Raw genomic sequence first — 23517 nt, forward strand, 5'->3', positions numbered from 1 at the left:
CCAACCGTTTGAAACCATGTCCAAAACTCCCTCCCGCCCCACAGACCTCGGCGAACGCACCCGCCTCGTCCATGCCGGACGCGACCCGTTCGAGCAGCACGGATTCGTCAACACGCCGATCTACCGCGGCTCGACCGTCCTCTATCCGACGACGGACGATCTTCTGCACCGGAGGGGCCGCTATTCCTATGGGACGAAGGGAACGCCGACGACGGAATCGCTGGAGACCGCCTGGACCGAGATCGCCGGCGCGGCCGGCACCGTGCTGGCCCCCTCGGGCCTGGCGGCGGTGACCCTGGCGCTGATGTCCTGCCTGAAGGCCGGCGACCACCTGCTGATGACGGATTCGGTCTATCGCCCGACCCGCCAGTTCTGCGACGGGATGCTGAAGAAATTTGGTGTGGAAACCACCTACTACGATCCGTTGATCGGCGCCGGAATCGAGAGCCTGATGCGTCCCAACACGGCAGCGGTCTTCACGGAAGCCCCCGGTTCCCAGTCCTTCGAGATGCAGGACATACCAGCCATTGCCGAGGCCGCCCACCGCCGCGGCGCCGTCGTCATCATGGACAACACTTGGGCGACCCCCCTCTTCTTCCCGCCCCATGAGCGCGGGGTGGACATGGCCATCGAGGCGGGAACCAAGTACCTGAGCGGCGGCTCCGACCTGCTCCTCGGCCTCGTCTCGGCGAACGAGCGGTGCTTCAAGGCGCTGCGGGAGACCTACGACGCCTTCGCCATGTGTCCGGGCCCCGAGGACGTGTTCCTCGCCCTGCGGGGGCTGCGCACCATGGCCCTGCGGCTGCGGGAGCACGAGAAGCAGGCCCTCGAGATGGCCCGCTGGCTGCAGGCCCGGCCCGAGGTGGCGCAGGTTCTCCACCCCGCCCTGGAGACCTGCCCCGGCCACGCCATCTGGAAGCGCGACTTCAAGGGCTCCTCCGGCCTGTTCTCCGTCATCCTGAAGCCCTGCTCGGACCGGGCCCTCGCGGCGATGCTCGACGGGTTGGCCCTGTTCGGAATGGGCTATTCCTGGGGCGGCTTCGAGAGCCTAGTGATCCCGTTCGATTGTGCGAGCTACCGGACCGCAACTTCGTGGGCGCCCGGAGGCCATGCCCTGCGCTTCCATATCGGCCTGGAGGATCTGGACGACCTCAAGCGGGATCTGGACGCCGGGTTCGCGCGCCTGCGGGAAACGGACGCCAAGGCGGCATGATAAGAGTAGGACTGAAGGAAGATCTTTTCCGAAAAGCAATAGAGCATTAAGAAGCGGATCTGCACACTTACGTTGCGTAATTCTCCTCGCAAAGGAAGAACGATGAGGAAAATCTACCTGACATTGCTTGCGGCTTCCCTTTCCGCCGGTATGGGCCTCTGCTCTCAGGCCATGGCCGAGAGCGGGGAAACCAACGATTTGGGGCTCGCCGCCCGGACGGCGCGGAATGCAGGTCTCTCGCGGGCCCTGGAAGCCACGGCAGGATCTTCCGGCAATAGTGTCGTTTCTGCCGTCGCCGCAGGCACGCCCGGACCCGGCTTCGGCGCAGCGGTCGCGGAGGCAGCACGCGGGCATGGGCAGCCCGCGGACGCCGGCAACGGGCGTGGCAACAACGGCAACGGCCTTGGCAACGGCGGCGGTGACGGCAGCAATGCCGGCGGCAACGGAAACGGCAACGGCGGCGGCGGTGGAAACGCTGGCGGCAACGGTGGTGGAAACGGCAACGGCGGCGGTGGCGGTAACGGCGGCGGCGGAAACGGCAACGGCGGTGGAAACGGTAACGGCGGCGGCGGTGGAAACGCTGGCGGCAATGGCGGTGGAAACGGTGGAGGGAATGGCGGCGGCAACGGCGGCGGACACCGATAGCCGCAACGCCTCCCCGTTTCTTGCCTGAGACGATGCTGCCGGCACTGCGTGCCGGCAGTTTCATTCGATCATCCTGCCGTGGGGCACGGAAAATTGCCTGAGACGGAAGGTTGGGCGCCCATCGCTAACCCGCAGCGGTCTCGGTCTTCGTCTCCGCTTCCGCAACGGCCTTCGCCCTCGCCTCGGCCTTGGTCTGCGCTTCCTTGGAGATCAGCATCAGGTTGCGGACATAGATGAAGATCGAGAAGAGCTGGCCCAGGATGATCACGAGATCGCGGCGGGCGAAGCCGTAGACGAGGGTCATCAGGCCGCCGGTGATGGACAGGAACCAGAACCCCACCGGGATGACGCTCCGCTCCGCCTTCTCGCTGGCGATCCACTGCACGAGGAAGCGGGCTCCGAAGACGAACTGGGCGAGGACGCCGAAGGCCGCCCACAGATCGAACCGGGCGACGACGATGTCGTAGAGATACAGACCGAGGTCGTGCGACAGGCGCATCAGCATCAGAGAATCTCCCGGGCGACCGGCACGCGGCGCCGCCGGCGGATCAGCCACCAGACGCCCGCCAGGTCGAGGATGCCGACCCAGAGCCGGTCGAACAGTCCGTACTTGGATTGGCCCGCATGGCGGTGGCGGTCCACCACGTCGACATGGGCGATCTCATAGCCCTCGCGCTTCACGAGGGCCGGCATGAAACGGTGGAGCGCGTCGAAATAGGGCAGCCGAAGATAGACGTCGCGGCGGAAGGCCTTCAGGCCGCATCCGGTGTCGCGGGTCCCGTCCTTGAGCACGCGACCGCGGACCGCGTTGGCGATCCGGGACTGCCACCTCTTCCCCGCGCCCTTCCGGCCGATCCGCTGCCCTGCGACCAGCCCGACCGAAGGGGCGCCGAGGGCGGCGACGAGCTTCGGGATAAATGCCGGATCGTTCTGCCCGTCGCCGTCGAGGGTGACGATGACGTCGCCCCGGGCCGCGTGGACACCCGTGCGGACCGCCGCGCTCTGCCCGCAGCTCGCCTCGTGCTTCACGAGGCGGAGCCAGGGTCGGGTCTCGCGGGCCCTCAGCACCGCGGCCGCCGTATCGTCGGTCGAGCCGTCGTCCACGTAGATCGCCTCGAAGGGGCCGAGCGGCGCGCAGGCGCGCTCGATCTCCTCCACGAGGGGGAGAACGTTGGGCGCCTCGTTCTTGACGGGCACGACGACGCTGATGCGCGGGGCCGGAACGGGATCGGTCATGACTCTACGGCCTGCGGGCCACCTCCGATAAGACGGCCTGCCTCACGGCTCGACCGCATAGGCCCCGATGTCGAGGCGACGACCGCTGTTGATATTGAAGCCGGCGATCCGGGTCGAGAGGGCCGGGTGCAGGCCGAGGCGTTCGTTCTCGGCCCGGAAGGCGTTCTCGAAGCGCTTCTCGACGAAGACCAGCCGGCAGCCGCCCTGCCGGAGGAAGGCGGAAGCCTCCTCGCCGGTCTCGAGCATCTCCAGGTTCGTGCCGGTCAGGAAGACGAGGCTCGGTTCCCTGTAGCCGAGGGTGGCGACGAGCGGGTTCTCGCAGGACATGTTTCGGGCGACCTCGGCCAGGCGCGGCGACAGCTTGAGGGAGCGCAGATCGAGCTGGGCGAAGCCGAAGACGCCCACCGACAGGCAGGCGGCGGACGCGAACCCGAGCCAGAGGCTCCTGACCACCTGGTTGCGGACGAAGAGCCGCCAGGCATAGAGCGCGATCAGCGACGCCGCGGCCGTGGCCGGCAGGCCGCGATACGGCAAGGTATGGTCGAGGGACCAGTTCACCGCGGACAGTCCGACCATGAGCCCCACGGGGATGAGCGGGATCAGGACCGTCGAAATCTTGGCCGCCGGCCGGTGCGGACCGACGAAGTGGCGAAGAACGGCGATCACCGTGATGACGGCGATGGCCGGATAGAGCGGCATCACGTAATGCGGAAGCTTCGTCGGAACGGCCTCGAAGACGAGCCACGAGGGCACGATCCATGCGAGGCAGAACGCCACCGCATCCTCGCGCCTGTGCTGCCAAGCGAAGGGAGCGGCGATGGCGGCGAAGACCGCCCCCGGCCAGAACGTGGCGAAGAAGGCGAGCAGGTAGAACCCCGGCGGCGCCCAATGGTAGCGCTGCGCGGTGCCGACCTTGCCCAGCATGTCGTGGCCGACGGCCTCCGAATAGAAGGCGCCACCGCTCTTGATGGCGATGGCGACGAACCAGGGGAGGACGACGAGCAGGGTGAAGAGAGCGCCCAGGCCCGGCCTCAGGGTCAGGAGCCAGCGGGCCGAGCGGTCCCTGTAGGACAGGATCGCCGCCGTCAGCCCGGCGAACATCAGCACGAGCGGACCCTTGACGAGGATGCCTGCAGCGAAGCCCAGCCAGAAGATCCCGAGCGTCCGCCTGGGCAGAACCCCTGCCCCGCGGCTCAGATAGGCCCGCGCCAGGCCGCCCATCACCGCCACCGAGCAGGCGGTCAGGACCGCGTCCGTCTTGGCGAGGCGCGCCTCGACCATCAGGATGACGGATGTCGCCATCAGGGCGGCGGCGAGGAAGGCGCCGCGCCGCCCCAGGAAGGCGAGCGAAGCCCAGTAGGTCAGGAGCACCGCGGCGAGTGCCCCCAAGAGCGACGGAATCCGGTAGAGCGCGATGGTGGTCCGGGCCTCCGGAACGCCGAGGGCCTCTCCGATGGAAACGGTCGCGCTCTGAAGCCAGTAGATGCCGACCGGCTTCTTGTGCCGGGCCTCGTCCTGGAAACGGATGTCCACGAACTCGTGCGTTTCGAGCATCTGCTTGGAGGCCTGGGCATAGCGCGGCTCGTCCCGGTCCATGGGCTGGAGGGAGGAGAAGCCCGGCAGGAAGCAGACGAGGGACAGGAGGACGAGAACCAGGCAGAGCCTGAAATGGCTCCGCTCGACGGCATTCGCCACCTGCGCCGGCGAGAACGGGCGCAGCGACAAGCGCGGCTGAGGGACCATACCGTCCATTGAATGCTCCGGCGGCGGCAATGCCTACTCACATCGAACGACTTCGCGAGGGGGCAGGCCCCTCGGAAGGCGCTGATGTCTCCCAAAGCCAGGGGGAAGTCAAATGGACGGAAGGTAGCGGGGCCGCACGGCCCCGCCGCAGGAGGCGGCTTTCCCTAGGGACTTTCCTGGGGACCGGCCCGGGATGGCGGTCGCGGTGCGCAGCCGCCTGTTGCCCTATTCCTTGTGCGGCGGGAGGGTTGCCGGGCACCTGCCTGGCGGTTCCGCGGATCATCCCGGCCTCGGCGGGGGCCCTTGGCGGGACTCGACATGAACCTGCGCGCCCGGCTGCGGAGCTGCCGGTTCCGGGGCGGGTGCCAGCGGGACCGATTTGCTGTAGGACTCCAAACCGCCTTCGGGATCGCGCCAGTCCCGGCCATTCGGGACAAGGAGCGGTTCCGCCGCCAGACAGAGACAAACATGACCACGCCCCTTCGACAGGATTCCCGCCCCGATCTGCCGCCGTCGCCGACCTATGAGGACGTGGTGGCCGCGTCTCAGCGCATCGCGGGCGTCGCGCATCGCACGCCGGTGCTGACCTCGCGCACGGCCGACGCCCTCACGGGCGCCACCCTGTTCTTCAAGGCCGAGAACCTGCAGCGGGCCGGAGCCTTCAAATTCCGCGGCGCCTACAACGCCATCGCCCGGCTTCCCGAGGAGGCCAGGAAACGCGGGGTCGTCGCCTTCTCCTCCGGCAACCACGCCCAGGCCATCGCCTATGCGGGCCAGCTCCAGGGCGTGCCGCGCGTCATCATCATGCCGCAGGACGCCCCTGCCATGAAGGTGGCCGCCACGAAGGGCTACGGCGGCGAGGTCGTGCTCTACGACCGCTACACGGAGGACCGGGAGGCCATCGGGCGGAAGCTGTCCGCCGAGCGGGGGCTGACCCTCATCCCTCCTTACGACCACGAGGACGTGATCGCCGGCCAGGGCACGGCCGCGAAGGAACTCATCGAGGAGGTCGGCCACCTCGACATGCTGTTCGTCTGCCTCGGCGGAGGCGGACTGCTGGCCGGGTCGGCCCTCGCCGCCCACGCGCTGTCGCCGGGGTGCCGCGTTTACGGCGTGGAGCCGGAAGCCGGCAATGACGGGCAGCGCTCGTTCCGGAGCGGCGAGATCGTGCGGATTCCCGTTCCCACCACCATCGCCGACGGTGCGCAGACGACCTATCTCGGTTCCAGAACCTTTCCGATCATCCGCGCCCTCGCCGAGGACGTCGTGACGGTGACGGACGCCATGCTGGTGGACGCCATGCGCTTCTTCGCCGAGCGCATGAAGATCGTCGTCGAGCCCACGGGCTGCCTCGCGGCCGCGGCGGTCCTGAACGGGATCGTCCCCTGCCGCGGCAAGCGCGTCGGCATCGTCCTGAGCGGCGGCAACGTGGATCCCCAGGCATTCGCCAGGTTCCTCGCCTGAGCCTGTCGCCTGCCCCATCCCTTGAAAGCCAGGAGAGAAAGGGACATGAGCCTCGAATCCGTCCGCGACTTCCTTGCCAGAAAGGCGCCGGAGATCCGCATCATCGAGAAGCCGACCAGCACCGCGACCGTCGCCCAGGCCGCGGAAGCGCACGGCGTGGAGCCCGGACGGATCGCCAAAACCCTGTCCCTGCGGGTCGGCGGGCGGAGTTTTCTGGTCGTCACCCGCGGCGATGCGCGCCTCGACAACCGGAAGATCAAGGCGGTGTTCGGCGGCAAGGCCTCGATGCTCGGCGCCGAAGAGGTCGAGGCCCTGACGGGGCATCCTGTCGGGGGCGTCTGCCCCTTCGGCCTTGCGAATCCCCTGCCCGTCTACTGCGACGTTTCCCTTAAGGCGTTCGACGAGGTCGTGCCGGCGGCGGGCGACATCCATGCGGCCGTCCGGATCGCGCCGCAGCGTATGGCCGAGCTCGTCGAAGCTGATTGGGTCGACGTGTGCCAGGAACCTGCCCCGGCGGAGGGGGCGAACCTCCCCTGACGGAGGTTTCGCGCAACCTACGGACCCCGCTCGGGGCATGGCCGATGAAAGGACGAGGCGATGGTGGAGAAGACCGCGGGCTCGATGGTCTTCGGGGGCGGGGCGAGGGTGGCGCAGATCCGCATAGCCCGTCCCACGGACAGGCTGGACGACGTGGTCGCCTTCTGGCGCGATGGCCTCGCGCTCCCCGAGATCGGCGGCTTCACGGACCACGACGGCTACGATGGCGTCATGCTCGGGCTGCCGGACCGTTCGGTCCATCTCGAATTCACCCGCCACCGGGACGGTAGCCCCTGCCCGGCTCCGAGCCGAGACAACCTGCTCGTCCTCTACGTGCCGGACAAGGCCGAGTTCGAAGCCCTCCAAGCCCGCTTCGCGGCGCTCGGCCATGCCCCGGTGGAGCCGGAGAACCCCTATTGGAGGGACAAGAGCGTCACCTACGAGGACCCGGACGGCTGGCGCCTCGTGATCTGCAATACGCCCGGGATCTGACGGCCTCCGGTTCCCCGGGCCGAAGGCCTGCGCCCGACGCGATTCAGGGAACCGGTAAACCAAACATAAGGGTTGTGCATTATCTTGGCATAAGGCCAAGGCTGGCGAGGTGACGGGTATCCGGCAACGCCGCCGCGGCCTGTTTGCAACTTCCGCCCCTTCGGGCGGATCGAGGGCATAAGGACCGCACATGACGGACGACGAAGTCGAGACGGTCGCAGCGGAGCTCGCCAAGGCAGGCGGCCACTCCTGGTATCCCGGACGCGAGCGCGGCCCTTTCAAGGTGGTGGCCGACCGCTATCGCGACCGCGCACGGCTCGCCATTGCCGCGCTCGACCGCCTGCGTGCCAGCAGGCATGCCTTCGCCGCCATCGGCGATGCCTCGGGCGAAGCCGAAGCCCTGTCCAGCGTGACCGGCGAGCTTCGCCCTTCGATCGATGGCGCCGGGCTCACGGTCGGCGACTCGGTTCTCTACCGCCCCCCGGGAGACCAGCGGTTTTATCAATGCCGCGTCGAGAAGATCGAGCAAGGGCGCGCCTATCTCGTCCCCGACATCAAGATCTGCACGGGCTGGGTCGACATCAAGAATCTCGTTCCTGTGACCGAAGAGGCGAAGCGTGACGCCTAAGCTTGGCCTGGAGCGGCGGAACTAGAGCATCGAGCGCAAGAGTGGGAGCCGGTCTTGCGCGAAAAGATGCTCAAGATCAGAAACTTGGAGCATCGGACGTGAGTTCGCGTTCACGTCCGATGCTCTAGGCAGATCTTCGAAACAGTTTTCCTATCAACCGATACGTCAGCATTTCGTTGACAGACGAAGGCTGCTTGCTTTTATGCGTCACGACCTTCGGCGCTGGTTCGGATCGTGCGGTACTATTTCCACCTGACAAACGGGCATGACGCCATTCGCGACGAGGAGGGCACGGAGGTGTCCGATCCTCAGGCGGCCCTGTCTTCCGCGATGGAAGCCATCGAGGAATTGCGCGCATCCGATCCGTCCTATTCCCAGGACTGGGTGGGCTGGCGCCTGGAAGTGGTCGATTCCTCCGGCCGCCTCGTCCAAAGCCTGCCGCTCGTCGATTCCGCCTCCCACTGAAGCGGGGCGCCAGAGGCGGGCCCGCCCCGTCTAGACGACGCTTTCCGCGCCCCCCTTCAGCTTCACGGGGATCAGGAGATAGCGCACGCCGTTGGCCTCGGCAGGCGGGAACCTGCCGGCGCGGATGTTGGTCTGAATCGAGGGCAGCAGCAGGCGCGGCGCCGCGAGCTTGGCATCCCGGGCCGTGCGCATGGCGACGAATTCGTCTTCCGTGACGCCCTCCTGCACGTGCACGTTCTTCTCCCGCTGCTCGGCGACCGTCGTCTCCCACGCATAGGTATCCCGGCCGGGAGCCTTGTAGTCATGGCACATGAACAGCCGCGTTTCCGGCGGCAGCGTCAGCAGGCGCTTGATCGAACGGTACAGCTTGCGCGCGTCGCCACCGGGGAAGTCGGCGCGGGCGGTGCCGTAATCCGGCATGAACATGGTGTCCCCGACGAACACCGCATCCTCCACCTTGTAGGAGACGTCGGCCGGGGTGTGGCCTGGGGTGTGCAGGACCTCCACGTCGAGCTCGCCGATCTTGAACCGCTCGCCGTCCCTGAAGAGGCGGTCGAAGTCGCGTCCCTCCGTGTCGAGGTCCGTGGCGTTGAAGATCGGGCGGAAGATCCGCTGCACTTCCGTGATGTGCTCGCCGATGCCGATCTTCGCGCCCGTCTTGGCCTTGATGTAGGGCGCGCCGGAGAGATGGTCGGCATGGGCGTGGGTCTCGAGCGCCCACTCGACAGTGTAGCCCGCATCCTCCGCCGCCTTCAGCATGGCCTCGACGGAACGCGTGTCCACGGTGCCTGAATTGTGGTCGTAATCGAAGACGGGGTCGATCATCGCCGCCCGCTTGGTCACCGGATCCGCCACCAGGTAGCTCACGGTATTGGTGGGCTCGTCGAAGAAGGCCTGGATGATGGGCTGGCCTGACATGGTCTGAACTCCTCGATGGTTCGTCGATTTGCAGTTGACAATATATGAGCATAATCTAAATAAGCAATATCTAATTTAAATGGCTGAAGCCAGCCGCACACATTCGGAGAACGACCATGTCCCTGCCCACCCTTTCGCCCAAGGACGCCAAGCGCCTGCTGGACCGGGGCGCGACCCTCATGGACATCCGCGAGGCGGACGAGCATGCCCGGGAGAGGATCCCCGGCGCCCGCCTGATGCCCCTTTCCAAGCTCGATGAGGCCGAGCTCGCCCTGCATGGGGGCCGCCCGGTGATCTTCCACTGCAAGAGCGGCGCGCGCACCAAGGGCAGCGCCACCCGCCTTGCGGCCAAGGTCGGCGGAACCTGCGAGGCTTTCATCGTCGAAGGCGGCATCGATGCCTGGAAGAAGGCCGGGCTCCCGGTCGCGGTCGACCGCCGCCAGCCGCTCGAGCTGCAGCGGCAGGTACAGATCGGCGCCGGAAGCATGGCGTTCGCCGGCACGCTCCTGGGCCTGCTCGTCTCGCCCTGGTTCCTGATCGTTCCGACTTTCGTCGGCGCAGGCCTGATGGTGGCGGGGATCACCGGCTTCTGCGGGATGGCGCGAATCCTGGTGAAGGCGCCCTGGAACCGCGCCGTCTACGGACAACCCCAGCGCGCCTGAACCCTTCGGCGTTCGAGAGCAACCGATGCCCCAAGCCATCCGGAGATCGCGATGATGCTGTCCCTCACCCAGAGCGCCCTCGGCCTCGCCTCGGGTTCGCTCGTCGGCTTCACGCTCGGCCTCGTGGGCGGCGGCGGCTCGATCCTGGCCGTGCCGCTGCTCGTCTATCTCGTCGGCGTGACCAACCCACACGTGGCGATCGGCACGAGCGCGATTGCGGTGGCGGCGAACGCCGCCGCCAACCTCGCCAACCATGCCCGCGCCGGGAACGTGAAGTGGCGCTGCGCCCTCGTCTTCTCCGTGGCCGGGGTCGTCGGCGCCTTCGGCGGCTCCACCCTCGGCAAGGCGGTCGACGGGCAGAAGCTCCTCGCCCTCTTCGCCGTTGTGATGATGGCGGTCGGGACCCTCATGCTGCGCAAGCGCGGCGGCGGCGGGGAAGCGACGGTCAGGCTCAGCCGCGAGAACTTTCCCAAGCTCGTCGGGATCGGCCTGGCGACGGGAGCGCTGTCCGGCTTCTTCGGCATCGGGGGCGGCTTCCTGATCGTGCCCGGGCTGATTCTGGCCACGGGCATGCCGATCCTCTACGCGGTCGGCTCGTCGCTCGTGGCCGTCACCGCCTTCGGCCTCACCACGGCCGCCAACTATGCCTTCTCCGGCCTGGTCGACTGGACGCTGGCGGCGTTGTTCATCGGCGGCGGCGTGATTGGCGGGCTGCTGGGGGCCCGCTCGGCCGCCAGGCTCGCCGGCCGGAAAGGCGCGCTGAACACGGTCTTCGCCACTCTCATCTTCGCGGTGGCGGCCTATATGCTCGTGCGTAGCCTCAACCTAGCCTGACCCCTCGGACCCGCCGATAGCATCGGCCCGCAAGGAGACGTTTCATGAAAGCCGTCGCGCTGACGCCCAACCTCTCGGTCGCCCCGCAGCTGACCGAGGCGGACCTCCAGCAGGCCGCCGCGGCCGGCTACCGCACGATCGTCAACAACCGTCCCGACGGCGAGGCTCCGGACCAGCCCCGGAGCGCGGATCTCGCGGCTGCCGCGAAGCGCCTGGGACTGGAGTACCGGCACATCCCGGTCGTGCCGGGACAGTTGCCGGACGAGCTGGTGGAGGCGTTCCGGACGACCTTCACGGAGGCGGAGAAACCGGTCCTCGCCTTCTGCCGGACCGGCACACGCTCGACCTCGCTGTGGGCCCTCGCAGCCACCGACCGGCTCACGCCCGCCGAGATCCTCCAGACCGCCGCCGAGGCGGGCTACGATCTGGAGGCCCTGCGCCCCCGCCTGCAGGCGACCGCACGCTCGCGGGCCGCCGGACGGGAATGAGGACGCGCGGAGACCCTCTCCCTCATTCGCCCCAGGCCGCTCCCTTGAGCGCGTCGAGGGGGATCTTGAGATAGCGCCTGCCGTGGCTTTCCGGCTCCGGCAGGCGGCCGCCGCGGATGTTCACCTGGAGGGCATGCAGGATGAGGTTCGGCATCGGAAGCTCGCGGTCCCGCGCCTCGCGGAGCGCGACGAACTCCTCCTCCGTCCTCGCCTTGACGAGATGCGTGTTCTCCCGCCGCTGCTGTCCCACCGTGCTCTCCCAGCGCGGCTCGCGCCCGCCGGGCCTGTAGTCGTGCCCCGTGAACAGGCGCGTGTCGTCGGGAAGCGCCATGATGCGTTGGATGCTCCGCCACAGCGCCTTGGCCGAGCCGCCGGGGAAATCGGCACGGGCCGTGCCGCTGTCGGGCATGAAGAGCGTGTCGTGAACGAAGGCCGCATCACCGACCACATAGGTGATGGAGGCGAGCGTATGACCCGGGGTGAACATCACCTCCACGTCCAGGTTGCCGATCCTGAATCGCTCGCCGTCGGCGAACAGCCTGTCCCACTGCGAGCCGTCGGTCGGGAAGCTGTCGGGCCAGTTGTAGATGCCTTTCCAGAGTTTCTGCACCTCCACCACCTTCTCGCCGATGGCGGTGGGCGCGCCGGTCCTGTCCTTGAGGTATCCCGCCGCCGAGAAATGGTCCGCGTGGGGATGGGTGTCGAGGATCCACTCCAGGGCGTAGCCCTCGCGCTCGATGTGGGCGAGGATTTCGTCGGCCTGGATCGTCGCCGTCGCTCCGGACTTCGGGTCGAAATCGTGCACCGGGTCAATGACGGCGCAAGCCTTCGTCTCGGGGTCGGCCACCACGTACTGGATGCTGCCGGTGCGCTTCTCGTAGAAGCCCTTCACGATGGGGCGACCCTGCAGGGGCGATGAATGGCTGTGCGACATGGCGCGGCTCCTCTCCTCGGCGGACTGCAGGCTCACATAAGCCGCCGGGCGGGCACGGCCACCTTCCCCGTCCGGATCAGCCGTCCGCCTCGGAGGCCCTGCGCCTGAAGGCAGCCTCGGGCCAATCGGCCGGCATCACCCGAAAGAGAGCCATGCCGGCGATCATCGACGCGACGAAGACGGGGACCTGCCACGGGCCGGCCAGCAGCATCGTCAGCGCAGGCCCGGGACAGAACCCGGCAAGCCCCCAGCCGATTCCGAACAGCGCGGCGCCCGCGAGCAGGCGCGGGTCCAGATCCCGCCGCGCCGGCACCTCGAGCCTCGGCGCGAGCAGGGGGACGCGGCGGCGCCGGGCGACAGCGAAGCCCAGAGCGGAAACGGCGACCGCGCCTCCCATGACGAATGCGAGGCTCGGATCCCAGCGCCCGAAGAGATCGAGAAAGCCGATGACCTTGGCCGGGTTCACCATCTGGGACACGATGAGCCCGAGGCCGAAGATCAGACCCGACGCGAAGGCGGAGGCGATGAGCGGCATGGCCTAGATTCCCAGGATGTGGCGGGTGACGAACACGGTGGCGACGGCCGTCGCCATGAAGATGCCGGTGGCTGCCAGCGAACGGGGCGAGGCGCGGCCGATGCCGCAGACTCCGTGGCCGCTCGTGCAGCCGGACCCGAGCCGGGTTCCGAATCCCACCAGCAACCCGGCGAGGACGAGCAGCCCCGGCGACGCCTCGATGGAGATCGCCGGCAGGACGCCGCCCGCCGCCACATGGACGAAGGGCGCGACGAGAAGACCGGCCAGAAAGGCGACGCGCCAGCCGACCTCGCCGCGAGCGGGGGAAAGCAGGCCGCCGAGGATGCCGCTGATCCCGGCCACGCGGCCATTGAGGACGAGGAACAGGGCAACGGCGGCGCCGATCGTCAGGCCGCCGGCGAGAGCCGAAACGGGGGTGAACGTCTCCATGGCAATTCCTCCGGACCATGGCCTGCCTGCACGGCAGCGGCCCGTCAGGCGGCGAACGGCTTGGGTCGCGACGGGCCTTTCAGTGCTTCGCGCCGTCCTTCTCCGGGCGGCAGTAGAGCCCGTAGAGGGTGGCGAAAAGCTGCTCCACGCGCGGGTCGTCGATCCGGTACCAGAGCGTCTGGCTCTCCCTGCGGAACGTGACGAGGCCTTCCTCGCGCATCCGGGCCAGATGCTGCGACAGGGCCGATTGTGAGAGTCCCACCGCCTCCGCGAGGCCGTTCACGTTCGCCTCGCCCCATTCGACCAGCTTGCACAGGATCATCAGCCGCCGCTCGTTGGCGAGCGCCCGCAGGACATTGGCCACCACCGTGGCCTTCTTCTCGAAAGTCTCCAGGTCGAGCTCGGAACCGGTCACTGCTGAACCCACTTTAATTCAGACTTATCTTATTTAGTGAAACCTAATTTTAAGTCAAGAACGCCAACGGGTCCGGGCTCGTGGGCCCTGGGCGGAAGCCTTCGCTTGGCTGCGCATGGAGGATAGCCTGAAAGCGGCGCCGAAGCCCATTTGGCCGGTGCCGCATCCATTGCCAGATCGCCGAAAAATCCGGGAAATCATGGTGAGCGCGCTGGGACTCGAACCCAGGACCCTCTGATTAAAAGTCAGATGCTCTACCGGCTGAGCTACGCGCTCCCAGAGGTGAGCCCGAAATAGGGGCTATCGGCTGGCGGGTCAATCAAAAAGGCCTAGTATGTGCTCCGAATTCCGCAACTGCGGAGCGGATTCGCCGCCGCGCAGGCGCGTCCGCTCCCGATTCTGGGCTCTCCCATGACCGATCCCCGCCTGCCCTATCTCTCCGAGCTCGAGCGCAAGATCCTGTGGCTGTCGAGCTGGACGATCCACAACGCCAACCACGTCCGCCCGAACCGCGACGGGCTGAAGGTCGGGGGGCACCAGGCCTCTTCGGCCTCGCTGTCCACCATCATGACGGCTCTTTATCTCGCCGTGCTGCGCCCGGAGGACCGGGTTGCGGTCAAGCCCCATGCGAGCCCCATCTTCCACGCCATCCAGTACCTCCTCGGCAACCAGACCCGGGAGAAGCTGGAGAACTTCCGCGGCTACAAGGGGGCCCAGTCCTATCCCTCCCGCACCAAGGACATCGACGACGTGGACTTCTCCACCGGCTCGGTGGGCCTCGGCGTGGCGCAGACGCTCTTCGCGAGCCTCGTGCAGGACTACGTGAAGGCCCACGGCTGGCGGAAGAAGCACCCGGAAGGACGCATGATCGCCCTGGTGGGCGACGCGGAAATGGACGAGGGCAACATCTTCGAGGCGCTGCTCGAGGGCTGGAAGCAGGGCCTGCGCAATACCTGGTGGATCATCGACTACAACCGCCAGAGCCTCGACGCGGTGGTCCGGGAAGGGCTCTACGCCCGCTTCGAGGCGCTCTTCCGCTCCTTCGGCTGGGACGTGGTGGTGCTCAAGCACGGCTCGCTGATGCAGGAGGCCTTCCGCGAGCCGGGGGGCGAGAAGCTGCGCGAATGGATCGATTCCTGTCCCAACCAGCTCTATTCCGCCCTCACCTTCCAGGGCGGGGCCGCCTGGCGCAGGCGCCTGCTCGACGACCTGGGCGACCAGGGGCCCGTGACGCGCCTGATCGAGAAACGGTCCGACGAGGAGCTCGCACGCCTCATGGCGAATCTCGGCGGCCACGACCTGCCGAGCCTGCTGCAGGCCTTCGAGTCCATCGACCACGACCGCCCGACGGTGTTCATCGCCTACACCATCAAGGGATTCGGCCTGCCGCTCGCGGGGCACAAGGACAACCATGCCGGCCTCCTGACTCCGGCCCAGATGGAAAGCTATCGCGCCAGCGCGAAGGTGCGGCCCGGGCACGAATGGGACAAGTTCGAGGGGCTGACCCTTCCGCAGGAGGATCTCGAGCGCTTTCTCGCCTCCGTGCCGTTCAACGCGCACGGCCGCCGGCGCCACGAGGCGCCGAAGGTGCCGGTGCCGGCGGCGCTCCCCACCCCGCAGCAATCCTCCATGTCGACCCAGCAGGGCTTCGGACTCATCCTCAACGAGCTCGCCCGCTCCGGCGAGGCGCTCGCGGACCGCATCGTCACCACGTCCCCCGACGTGACCGTTTCCACCAATCTGGGCGGCTGGGTGAACCGTCGCGGCCTGTTCGCGCGGGAGGAGATGAAGGACGTCTTCCGGGCCGAGCGCATCCCCTCCACCTTCACCTGGGACTTCAGCCCGAAGGGCCAGCACATCGAGCTCGGCATCGCCGAGATGAACCTGTTCATCCTGCTCTCGGCGCTGGGCCTGTCCCATTCGCTGTTCGGCGAACGGCTCCTGCCCATCGGCACGCTCTACGATCCCTTCATCGCGCGCGGCCTCGATGCCCTGAACTATGCCTGCTACCAGGACGCCCGCTTCATCGTCGCCGCGACGCCCTCGGGCGTGACGCTCGCCCCGGAGGGCGGCGCCCACCAGTCCATCGGCACGCCGCTCATCGGCATGGCGCAGGACGGCCTGGCCTCCTTCGAGCCCGCCTTCGTGGACGAATTGTCGGTGATCCTCCGCTGGGCCTTCGACTATCTCCAGCGCGACGGGGAGGGCCAGCCCGACGAGCGCACGTGGCTCCGCGACGAGACGGGCGGGTCCGTGTACCTGCGCCTGTCGACCCGCACGGTCGACCAGCCGCAGCGGGAGATGACGGCGGCGCTCGCCTCCGACATCGTGGACGGCGCCTACTGGATGCGCCGTCCGGGTCCCAACGCGCAGGTGGTGGTCGCCTACACGGGCGCGGTGGCGCCGGAGGCGATCGAGGCGGTCGGGCTGATGGCGGAGGACCGGCGGGACATCGGACTGCTCGCCATCACCTCCGCCGACAGGCTGAACGCCGGCTGGACGGCGGCGCAGCGGGCCCGCGAGCGCGGGCTCGTCCATGCCCGCAGCCACGTGGAGCGCCTGCTCGGCGAGCTGCCGCCCCATTGCGGGCTCGTGACGGTGCTCGACGGCCATCCGGCCACCCTCGCCTGGCTCGGCTCCGTCATGGGCCACCGCACCCGCTCCCTCGGGGTGGAGCATTTCGGCCAGACCGGAACGGTGCAGGACCTCTACCGCCACTTCGGCATCGACGCGCAGGGCATCATCGCCGCCGCCGAGATGATCGCGCCGGGGCGGCCGATCCGGCACCTGCGGGCGCTGGGGTAAGGGCAGGACTTCCACCGGGCGTTCTCATCCCGTCTTGCTGGCATGGCGGTTCCCGCGTTCGCGCCGGCAGGCCCGGCCATGCCGCCGGAGTTGAGCCGTGAGAAGCACGCACGCCGCCGCGTCCTCCGGGCGCGTGGGCCCGGAGGGGCGGCGGGGTCGAGGGGGCACGAGGATCGCTCCGGCTCGGGGGAAGGAAGGGGTGAAGGCAATGAGCCGCAGCGTCATCGCGCCCGGTTCTTTTCCGGCGGACCGGCGGCGGAGGCTCCGGGGATGGCCCGGACGCGGGGCGGCGTTGACGAACGCCGGCGGCGCCGGACGGCCCGGAGCCCCGGCGGTGCCGGGGCCGCCCGCGGCCGGCGCGTGCGTGGCGCGCGGGCGCGGGACCGGTCCCGTCCCCGCATTCGGCGACGCCTCGCGAGCGCGCCCCTCGGCGGGACGGGATGCGTCACGATATAGCCGAGCTTGGCGCCGCTGTCAAGAACGAAAGCGGAACATTATCGCGGACGCGCCCTGCCGGGACGCGCAGCGGGAGAGCCGTTGCCGTCGCGGGGCACGCTTCGCGGGGCCCGCCTGTCCGGACGGCGGCAGCCGCGGCGTCTTCGCCCTGCACCGCAGGGGTGATGGGTTCCGGGCTCGCCTGCGGCGCCCCGGAATGACGGAGGGCGAGGGAAGAGGGCGCATTCCCCCCGCCGATCCCGGGTCGCCCCCGGGATCCGTGCAGCGGGAAGCCTGCGCGTGCGGAGCGCTCAGTCGTCCTCGCCGCCGGTCGGGATGTTGTCCAGGTGCCGGCCTTCCTCGCCGTGGCCGTCGCTCTCGCCGCGGGCCCAGCCTTCCTTGATCTCGGCGATGTGGTCCTCCAGGCGCCCCTCGGCGATGGCCCTGCGCAGCCCGGCCATCAGGTCCTGGTAATAGGCCAGGTTGTTCCAGGTGAGGAGCATCATCCCGAGGATCTCGTTGGAGCGGACGAGATGATGCAGATAGGCGCGGGAATAGGCGTTCGCGGCCGCGCACTTGGATTCGGCATCGAGGGGCCGGATGTCCTCGGCATATTTGGCGTTGCGCAGGTTCATGCGCCCGTGGCGGGTGAAGACCTGGCCGTGGCGGCCTGCGCGGGTCGGCATCACGCAGTCGAACATGTCGACCCCGCGGCGCACCGCCTCGACGATGTCGTCCGGCGTGCCCACGCCCATCAGGTAGCGCGGCTTCTCCTTCGGCAGGTGCGGCTCGACGGTCTCGATCATCCGCAGCATCACGTCCTGCGGCTCGCCGACCGCGAGGCCGCCGATGGCATAGCCCTTGAGATCGAGCGCGGCGAGCTCCTTCGCGCTCTCGATGCGCAGCCGCTCCACCGCGCCGCCCTGGACGATGCCGAACATGGCCTTTCCGGGCTGCTCGCCGAAGGCGATGCGGCAGCGTTCCGCCCAGCGCAAGGAAAGGCGCATCGCCTTCTCCGCCACCTCGTCGGTGCACGGCAGGCGCACGCATTCGTCGAGCTGCATCTGGATGTCCGAGCCGAGGAGGCCCTGGATCTCGATAGAGCGCTCGGGCGTCATCACGTGGGTCGAGCCGTCGATGTGGGACTGGAAGGTGACGCCGGTCTCGTCGATCTTGCGCAGGGCTGCGAGGGACATGACCTGGAACCCGCCGGAATCGGTGAGGATCGGATAGGGCCAGTTCATGAACTTGTGCAGGCCGCCGAGCCGCGCCACGCGTTCCGCGCCGGGGCGCAGCATGAGGTGATAGGTGTTGCCGAGCACCACGTCCGCGCCGAGCGCCTTCACCTGGTCAGGATACATGGCCTTGACCGTCGCCGCCGTTCCCACCGGCATGAAGGCGGGCGTGCGGATCACGCCGCGCGGCATGCGGATCTCGCCGGTGCGGGCCATGCCGTCGGTCTTCGTCACGGTGAAGGTGAACTGCTCGGTGGTCATCGAAACCTCATTGGTCGTTCCCTGCCGGGGACGGCGAACGCCTCCGAAGGGAAAGGGAATTCATCTCACGCCGCTGCGTCCCGTGAACCCTCTTCCAGGGCCTAGGGGTTGTCGGGGACGGTTCCCGGTCCGGCCCGGAACAGCAGGCTCGCATCGCCGTAGGAGTAGAACCGGTAGCCCGCCTCGACGGCATGCGCATAGGCGGCGCGCATGGTGTCGAGACCCGAGAAGGCGGAGACCAGCATGAAGAGCGTCGAGCGCGGCAGGTGGAAATTGGTCATGAGCACATCCACCGCGCGGAAACGGTAGCCCGGCGTGATGAAGATGTCGGTGTCGCCGGAGAAGGGCTCGATCCTTCCGTCTTCGCGCGCCGCGCTTTCCAGCAGCCGGAGCGACGTGGTGCCGACGGCGACGATGCGCCCTCCCCGCGCCCGCACCTCGTTGAGGGCCTGCGCCGTCGCCGCGGCGACGCTGCCCCATTCCGCGTGCATCCGGTGCTCGGCGGTATCCTCGGCCTTGACGGGCAGGAAGGTTCCGGCGCCCACATGGAGGGTCACGAAATGGCGGGCGATCCCCCGCTCGTCGAGGCGGCGGAAGAGGTCGTCCGTGAAATGCAGCCCGGCGGTCGGGGCCGCGACCGCGCCCTCGTCCCGGGCGTAGACGGTCTGGTAGTCGGTTCTGTCCTTCTCGTCCGTGGCGCGCTTTCCCGCGATGTAGGGCGGGAGCGGCAACTCGCCGAGCCGCGCGATGGCCTCGTCCAGGAACGGCCCGGCGAAGGAGAAGCGCAGGGTCACGTCCCCGCCCTCGCCCTTCGCCTCCACCTCCGCGTCGAGGCGCACCAGTTCGCAGGCCGTGCTCTCCGACGGCTCCCCGAAGCGGATCCGGTCGCCCACGTTGAGCTTCTTCGCGGGGCGCGCGAAGGCGCGCCAGCGGTCGCCACCCTCTCGCTTGTGCAGCATGATCTCGACCCGGGCGGCGGTCTCCTCCCGCACGCGCAGGCCGTAGAGACGGGAGGGAATGACCTTCGTGTCGTTCAGCACGAGCGCGTCGCCCGGGCGGAGAAGGTCCGGCAGGTCGCGGACGGTGCGATCCTCGAACGGGAGGCCCGGACGCACCACGAGCATGCGCGCCGAATCCCTCGGCTCCGCGGGACGGAGCGCGATGCGGTCTTCGGGAAGATGGAAATCGAAGAGGTCGACGCGCATGGGAAGCGGACCTGAACCGTCACGGCCGGGTCGTGTCCGCCGTGACGGAAGCAGGTTCTTATGCGTCCGCAGCCACCTTCATGGAGACGATGCGGTCGGGGTCGCGCACGGGCTCGCCGCGCTTGATCCTGTCCACGTTCTCCATGCCCTCGATCACCTTGCCCCACACGGTGTACTGCTTGTCGAGGAAGCGGGCGTCGTCGAAGCAGATGAAGAACTGCGAGTTGGCGGAGTGCGGATAGTTCGTGCGCGCCATGGAGCAGACGCCGCGCACGTGCGGCTCCGCGTTGAACTCGGCCTGGAGGTCGGGCAGGTCGGAGCCGCCGGTGCCCGTGCCGTGGGGGCATCCGGTCTGGGCCATGAAGCCGTCGATGACCCGGTGGAAGGCGATGCCGTCATAGAAGCCCTGCCGCGCAAGGGTCTTGATGCGCTCCACGTGCTTGGGCGCGAGGTCGGGGCGCATCTCAATGACGACCCGCCCCTTCGTGGTCTCCATGATGAGGGTGTTCTCGGGATCTGCCATTGGACTCTCCTGCTTATGGCTGCGGTTTCGAAGGAAATGCGTTCCTGCCCGATCACATAGGCCGCGTGTCGGAGAAACGGAAGGTGAAAATGCGCCCGGCCACCGCCGCGCCGAGCTTGTCAGAGAACGGCAGCGGAGTGCATCGGGCGAAGGCCTCCTGCACGGAGCGCGTGAACGGCTCGCGCTGGTCGGGCTGGCTGCCGGGCCTGTAATAGGTGATGCGCGGCTGCCCGAGCACCTCCCCGTTTCGCTTGAACGCGATGCGCAGGGTGATCTCCTGGCCGGAGAAGCCGCTGCCGGCGGGCGGCCGCCAGCACGCCTGGAGCGCCCGGAAGATGCCCGTCAGGTTGTCGATCCTGGGCGCCCGCTGCCCTTCGCCGGGACGGATGGTGCCGTTGATGCTCTCCGGCAGGCTCGGGCCGGGGTCGAGCTCGCGGAGCCTGTCCTCGTCGTTTCCGAGCGGCGACAGGTCCTGCGCCGTGGCGGCTCCGGCCATCGCCGCCCCGGCCAGGAGGAGCAGGGCGAGAAGCCGCCCGGCCCCGGCCGTCCCGCGAAGCGTCGCACCCTTCATGGCGTCACCTGCTCAGGTCCGTCTCCCGGCCGCTACTTGGCATCCGCCGCAAGCTGCATCTTCACGATCTTGTCGGGGTTCGTGACCATGCCGTTGGCCGCCGGATTGCCCTTCTTGATCTTCTCGGCCACGTCCATGCCGGCCACCACCTCGCCGAAGAGGGTGTACTGGCCGGTGAGCGGGCCGCAGCCCTCGTAGCAGATGAAGAACTGGCTGTTCGCCGAGTTCGGGTCCTGCGAGCGGGCCATGCCGACCGAGCCCTTCTTGTAGGGCGTCTTGGTGAATTCGGCGGGGATGTTGGGCAGGTCGGACTTTCCGGTGCCGGTGCCGGTGGGATCGCCGGTCTGGGCCATGAAGCCCTCGATCACGCGATGGAACGGGACGCCGTCGTAGAAGCCGCGCTTGGTGAGCGTCCTGATCTGCTCCACGTGCTTGGGCGCGAGATCGGGACGCAGGCGGATGGTGATGCGGCCGTCCTTCGTGTCCAGGTAGATCGTGTTCTGCGGGTCGCCGGCCTGCTGGGCGGCGGCGGGGACGAGACCGGCGAGCACGAGCGCCCCGGCGGCGAGCAAACGCTTCATGAAGTACACTCCTTGGCGATTGGGCGGCGTCATTGCCGCTTGAATTTGGCTTTCAGTCTCTCGGCGACAAGGCCCGGCACGAAGGCCGAGGCGTCGCCCCCCATCCCTGCGATCTGGCGCACGAGCGTGGCGGTGATGGGACGAACCGGAGGCGAAGCCGGCAGGAAGACCGTCTGCACCTCCGGGGCCATGGCGGCGTTCATGGAGGCCATCTGGATCTCGTAGTCGAAATCGGTCCCGTCCCGCAGCCCCCGGACGATGAGGGTCGCGCCGTGGCGGCGGGCGGCGTCGACGGCGAGACCGTCGAACGTGACCACGTCCAGCGCCGTCCCGGTTTCGGCCGCGAGCGGACCGCAGACCGCGCGCAGCAGGTCCGCCCGCTCCTCCGCCGTGAACAGAGGCGTCTTGGAGGAGTGGACGCCGATGGCAAGGACGAGCCGGTCGGCCAGGCGGCAGGCCTGGCGCACCACGTCCAGATGGCCGTTCGTGACGGGATCGAAGCTGCCGGTATAGAGCGCGACGCGGGTCATGCCCAAGGCGTAGCTTGAGAATGCCCCCGGAGCAAGCCGTGCGCGCCCGCACGGCGGGCCCGCCCCGGGCGTGGGATGGTCCCTTCACGAGAAGCTGGAGGGGATCATGGTCTTCCGCGCCGCCGTCGTCTTTGCCGCCGCCCTCGCCGTCCTGGCCCCGGCTCTCCTGGGACACGCCTGAGAAAGGCGGGCGGATCGCCCGTCATTGCCACGATATTCCGTTATGGTATGGTGAGGCGGCTTTGCAAAGAGGCCGCCTCATGACTCGTCCGTTCCCTCGCTTCGGGGCCCTGCTCGCGCTGCTCGCAGGCGTCATCCTGCTCGCCGCGCCCCTGGAGGCGCAGGAGCAGAGCCGGAACGCTCCCGGCGCGGTGATCGAGGGCTACCCGTTCCCGGACACGGTCGCGGGCCTGCGCAGACGGCAGACGATCACCTACAACAAGCCCGGCGAGGGCTTCAGCGTGCGGTACGCGAACGGCAACCTGAGCTGGGCGGACGTCTATGTCTACGACAGGGAGCGGAACCTCTCCTCGCCGTCCCGGGAGGACATCAAGAACGAGATGTCCGACGTCCTCCGCGCCATCATGGCCGCGCGCGAACTCGGCAGGTACGAGGATCTCAAGATCGAGGAGGCGAAGCTCGAGGAGAACGCGGCCTCGGCACGGCTCCTGGCGACGGCGGGCGGCAAGCGCCACCTCACCTTCGCGTTCCTGACCGTCGCGCACGGCAACTTCGTCAAGATCCGCTTCTCGACGCGGGACGTGAAAGCGGGCCGGAAGCAGGCGGAAGCCTTTCGCAACGCGACCTTCAACCTGATCCGCTCCACCAGGCCGGTTATCGAGCCGAGGCGCGACCCCCGCTATATCTGAGGCAGCTGAGGCCCGTTCCGCTCCAGCCATTCCACGGCGAAGCCGCAGATGGGTGCCGCCTCGACCAGCACGGAGGGCGCTTCCCCGACGACGCCCTGCGCTCCGCGGCCCGTGGCCAGGAAGGAGCGGACGACCGATGCGAAATAATCATCGGCAAGCCCGGGCACGATGGGTTCTGCCGTCTCGAACTCCTCGATCATGCGCCAATGGACCCCCGCCCGCGTGGCGAAGGGGACCTCGACCCGCCGGATCCGCTTGCCGGGCAGCCGCGCCAGATGCTCGGCATGGTGAAGAAGCGTCATGGTGTCGAGGGGCGCGCCCGCCATCAGCACCTTCCCTCCGGCCTCGACCAGCTTCGCGAAGGGCGATCCTTCGCCGTAGCCGTAGTCGAGTGGATGGTCGGCGGTCAGCCAATCCGCCCTGGCGCCGACGGCCGCGACCGAGGCGCCGGGATTGCCGCTGCGCTTCGCGCCCGGCGTCGTGCGGATGAACTCCGCCAGGACTCCGTTGTCGCGGATGGCGCGGGATCGCTCGGGATCGAAGGGCGGAATGTGGTCGCGCCACTCGGGCGGCACGCGTCCCTGCCCGTCCAGCAGCTCGTCGTAGGCCCCATCCCAGTCCGTATAGGCGAGGATCGTGCCCGTGGGGCCGACGGCATCGAGCAGCGCACCGATGAAGGCGTCCGGGCCGTTGAGCAGGCGGCCCATCCTGCTCATGGCGGCATGGACCATCACCATGTCGCCCGGCAGGACGCCGAGACGCCTGAGATCGGCGCACAGCGAAGCGCGGGTCAGGAAGGGGCGCGGGGCATCCGTCATGCCTCGGGTATATCCGCGCCGCTCCTCCGTCTCAATCGGCCCGGCT

Annotated in this window: 27 protein-coding genes and 1 tRNA gene; 12 read left to right on the forward strand and 16 right to left on the reverse strand. The window is 68.4% G+C overall.

The features are described 5' to 3' along the window. Window positions 1–16 precede the first annotated feature (16 nt). On the forward strand, window positions 17–1213 hold the full coding sequence (gene metC, locus GDR74_RS10940) for a cystathionine beta-lyase (protein WP_152586345.1): 1197 nt from the start codon (window positions 17–19) through the stop codon (window positions 1211–1213). A gap of 102 nt (window positions 1214–1315) precedes the next feature. Then, window positions 1316–1858 carry a hypothetical protein gene (locus tag GDR74_RS18195; protein WP_194164513.1) on the forward strand — a complete coding sequence of 181 codons (543 nt, stop codon included), beginning with the start codon at window positions 1316–1318 and terminating at the stop codon, window positions 1856–1858. Window positions 1859–1982: 124 nt separating this feature from the next. Here the strand turns inward: GDR74_RS18195 and GDR74_RS10950 are convergent, their stop codons facing one another. The 3 genes from GDR74_RS10950 to GDR74_RS10960 are packed head-to-tail and all read right to left on the reverse strand — an operon-like array spanning window position 1983 to window position 4846. After that, entirely contained in the window at window positions 1983–2363 is a 381-nt protein-coding gene (locus tag GDR74_RS10950; protein WP_152586347.1) for a lipid-A-disaccharide synthase N-terminal domain-containing protein, read from the reverse strand. Further along, entirely contained in the window at window positions 2363–3094 is a 732-nt protein-coding gene (locus GDR74_RS10955; RefSeq protein WP_152586348.1) for a glycosyltransferase family 2 protein, read from the reverse strand. Before GDR74_RS10955 ends, GDR74_RS10950 begins: the two co-directional genes overlap by 1 nt. Before the next feature lie 42 nt (window positions 3095–3136). Further along, a complete protein-coding gene (locus GDR74_RS10960; protein WP_152586349.1) occupies window positions 3137–4846 on the reverse strand; it encodes an ArnT family glycosyltransferase in 1710 nt (569 codons plus the stop codon). 459 nt (window positions 4847–5305) lie between these two features. Between GDR74_RS10960 and GDR74_RS10965 the strand changes: the two genes are divergently transcribed. From GDR74_RS10965 to GDR74_RS10985, 5 genes are all read left to right on the forward strand, one after another. After that, window positions 5306–6301 carry a threo-3-hydroxy-L-aspartate ammonia-lyase gene (locus GDR74_RS10965; protein WP_152586350.1) on the forward strand — a complete coding sequence of 332 codons (996 nt, stop codon included), beginning with the start codon at window positions 5306–5308 and terminating at the stop codon, window positions 6299–6301. Window positions 6302–6346: 45 nt separating this feature from the next. Then, a complete protein-coding gene (locus tag GDR74_RS10970) occupies window positions 6347–6838 on the forward strand; it encodes a YbaK/EbsC family protein (RefSeq protein ID WP_152586351.1) in 492 nt (163 codons plus the stop codon). 60 nt (window positions 6839–6898) lie between these two features. Further along, window positions 6899–7330 (forward strand): VOC family protein, encoded by a 432-nt coding sequence (locus GDR74_RS10975; protein WP_246179380.1) that lies wholly within the window; start codon window positions 6899–6901, stop codon window positions 7328–7330. 190 nt (window positions 7331–7520) lie between these two features. Then, on the forward strand, window positions 7521–7958 hold the full coding sequence (locus tag GDR74_RS10980) for a hypothetical protein (protein WP_152586352.1): 438 nt from the start codon (window positions 7521–7523) through the stop codon (window positions 7956–7958). Between the two features lie 234 nt (window positions 7959–8192). Further along, complete coding sequence (locus tag GDR74_RS10985; protein WP_152586353.1) at window positions 8193–8423, forward strand: DUF6894 family protein; 231 nt, start codon at window positions 8193–8195, stop codon at window positions 8421–8423. A gap of 30 nt (window positions 8424–8453) precedes the next feature. Here the strand turns inward: GDR74_RS10985 and GDR74_RS10990 are convergent, their stop codons facing one another. Continuing rightward, window positions 8454–9341: an MBL fold metallo-hydrolase gene (locus GDR74_RS10990; protein ID WP_152586354.1), complete on the reverse strand. Its 888-nt coding sequence runs from the start codon at window positions 9339–9341 to the stop codon at window positions 8454–8456. A gap of 116 nt (window positions 9342–9457) precedes the next feature. Between GDR74_RS10990 and GDR74_RS10995 the strand changes: the two genes are divergently transcribed. The 3 genes from GDR74_RS10995 to GDR74_RS11005 are packed head-to-tail and all read left to right on the forward strand — an operon-like array spanning window position 9458 to window position 11325. Further along, complete coding sequence (locus tag GDR74_RS10995) at window positions 9458–10003, forward strand: rhodanese family protein (RefSeq protein WP_152586355.1); 546 nt, start codon at window positions 9458–9460, stop codon at window positions 10001–10003. Between the two features lie 51 nt (window positions 10004–10054). After that, the gene (locus GDR74_RS11000; protein ID WP_152586356.1) at window positions 10055–10837 is read left to right on the forward strand and encodes a sulfite exporter TauE/SafE family protein; all 783 of its coding nucleotides are present in this window, start codon (window positions 10055–10057) and stop codon (window positions 10835–10837) included. Between the two features lie 44 nt (window positions 10838–10881). Beyond that, a complete protein-coding gene (locus GDR74_RS11005; RefSeq protein ID WP_152586357.1) occupies window positions 10882–11325 on the forward strand; it encodes a protein tyrosine phosphatase family protein in 444 nt (147 codons plus the stop codon). Window positions 11326–11347: 22 nt separating this feature from the next. Here the strand turns inward: GDR74_RS11005 and GDR74_RS11010 are convergent, their stop codons facing one another. From GDR74_RS11010 to GDR74_RS11030, 5 genes are all read right to left on the reverse strand, one after another. Continuing rightward, the gene (locus GDR74_RS11010; protein WP_152586358.1) at window positions 11348–12259 is read right to left on the reverse strand and encodes an MBL fold metallo-hydrolase; all 912 of its coding nucleotides are present in this window, start codon (window positions 12257–12259) and stop codon (window positions 11348–11350) included. A 76-nt stretch (window positions 12260–12335) separates the two neighbouring features. Then, a complete protein-coding gene (locus tag GDR74_RS11015) occupies window positions 12336–12794 on the reverse strand; it encodes a YeeE/YedE family protein (RefSeq protein WP_152586359.1) in 459 nt (152 codons plus the stop codon). 3 nt (window positions 12795–12797) lie between these two features. Beyond that, the gene (locus GDR74_RS11020; protein ID WP_152586360.1) at window positions 12798–13223 is read right to left on the reverse strand and encodes a YeeE/YedE family protein; all 426 of its coding nucleotides are present in this window, start codon (window positions 13221–13223) and stop codon (window positions 12798–12800) included. A gap of 79 nt (window positions 13224–13302) precedes the next feature. Then, window positions 13303–13638 (reverse strand): ArsR/SmtB family transcription factor, encoded by a 336-nt coding sequence (locus tag GDR74_RS11025; protein WP_152586361.1) that lies wholly within the window; start codon window positions 13636–13638, stop codon window positions 13303–13305. 200 nt (window positions 13639–13838) lie between these two features. Next, window positions 13839–13914 (reverse strand) — tRNA-Lys (locus GDR74_RS11030). Between the two features lie 135 nt (window positions 13915–14049). Here GDR74_RS11030 and GDR74_RS11035 point away from each other — a divergent pair. Then, complete coding sequence (locus GDR74_RS11035) at window positions 14050–16443, forward strand: transketolase (protein WP_152586362.1); 2394 nt, start codon at window positions 14050–14052, stop codon at window positions 16441–16443. A 746-nt stretch (window positions 16444–17189) separates the two neighbouring features. Here GDR74_RS11035 and tgt read toward each other — a convergent pair. From tgt to coaD, 6 genes are all read right to left on the reverse strand, one after another. After that, complete coding sequence (tgt, locus tag GDR74_RS11040) at window positions 17190–18374, reverse strand: tRNA guanosine(34) transglycosylase Tgt (RefSeq protein WP_152586363.1); 1185 nt, start codon at window positions 18372–18374, stop codon at window positions 17190–17192. A 101-nt stretch (window positions 18375–18475) separates the two neighbouring features. After that, window positions 18476–19579 carry a tRNA preQ1(34) S-adenosylmethionine ribosyltransferase-isomerase QueA gene (queA, locus tag GDR74_RS11045; protein WP_152586364.1) on the reverse strand — a complete coding sequence of 368 codons (1104 nt, stop codon included), beginning with the start codon at window positions 19577–19579 and terminating at the stop codon, window positions 18476–18478. A gap of 58 nt (window positions 19580–19637) precedes the next feature. Then, window positions 19638–20102 carry a peptidylprolyl isomerase gene (locus GDR74_RS11050; protein WP_152586365.1) on the reverse strand — a complete coding sequence of 155 codons (465 nt, stop codon included), beginning with the start codon at window positions 20100–20102 and terminating at the stop codon, window positions 19638–19640. A gap of 52 nt (window positions 20103–20154) precedes the next feature. Further along, a complete protein-coding gene (locus tag GDR74_RS11055; RefSeq protein WP_246179382.1) occupies window positions 20155–20673 on the reverse strand; it encodes a cell envelope integrity TolA family protein in 519 nt (172 codons plus the stop codon). Between the two features lie 32 nt (window positions 20674–20705). Next, complete coding sequence (locus GDR74_RS11060; protein ID WP_152586366.1) at window positions 20706–21254, reverse strand: peptidylprolyl isomerase; 549 nt, start codon at window positions 21252–21254, stop codon at window positions 20706–20708. Between the two features lie 29 nt (window positions 21255–21283). Then, a complete protein-coding gene (gene coaD, locus GDR74_RS11065) occupies window positions 21284–21784 on the reverse strand; it encodes a pantetheine-phosphate adenylyltransferase (protein WP_152586367.1) in 501 nt (166 codons plus the stop codon). Window positions 21785–22044: 260 nt separating this feature from the next. Between coaD and GDR74_RS11070 the strand changes: the two genes are divergently transcribed. Further along, complete coding sequence (locus GDR74_RS11070; protein WP_152586368.1) at window positions 22045–22653, forward strand: hypothetical protein; 609 nt, start codon at window positions 22045–22047, stop codon at window positions 22651–22653. On the opposite strand, the gene aac(3) is transcribed toward GDR74_RS11070, so the two are convergent. Continuing rightward, window positions 22644–23471 carry an aminoglycoside 3-N-acetyltransferase gene (gene aac(3), locus GDR74_RS11075; protein ID WP_152586369.1) on the reverse strand — a complete coding sequence of 276 codons (828 nt, stop codon included), beginning with the start codon at window positions 23469–23471 and terminating at the stop codon, window positions 22644–22646. The genes GDR74_RS11070 and aac(3) overlap by 10 nt on opposite strands. Window positions 23472–23517 lie beyond the last annotated feature (46 nt).

Source organism: Microvirga thermotolerans, from assembly GCF_009363855.1.
GTDB lineage: Bacteria > Pseudomonadota > Alphaproteobacteria > Rhizobiales > Beijerinckiaceae > Microvirga > Microvirga thermotolerans.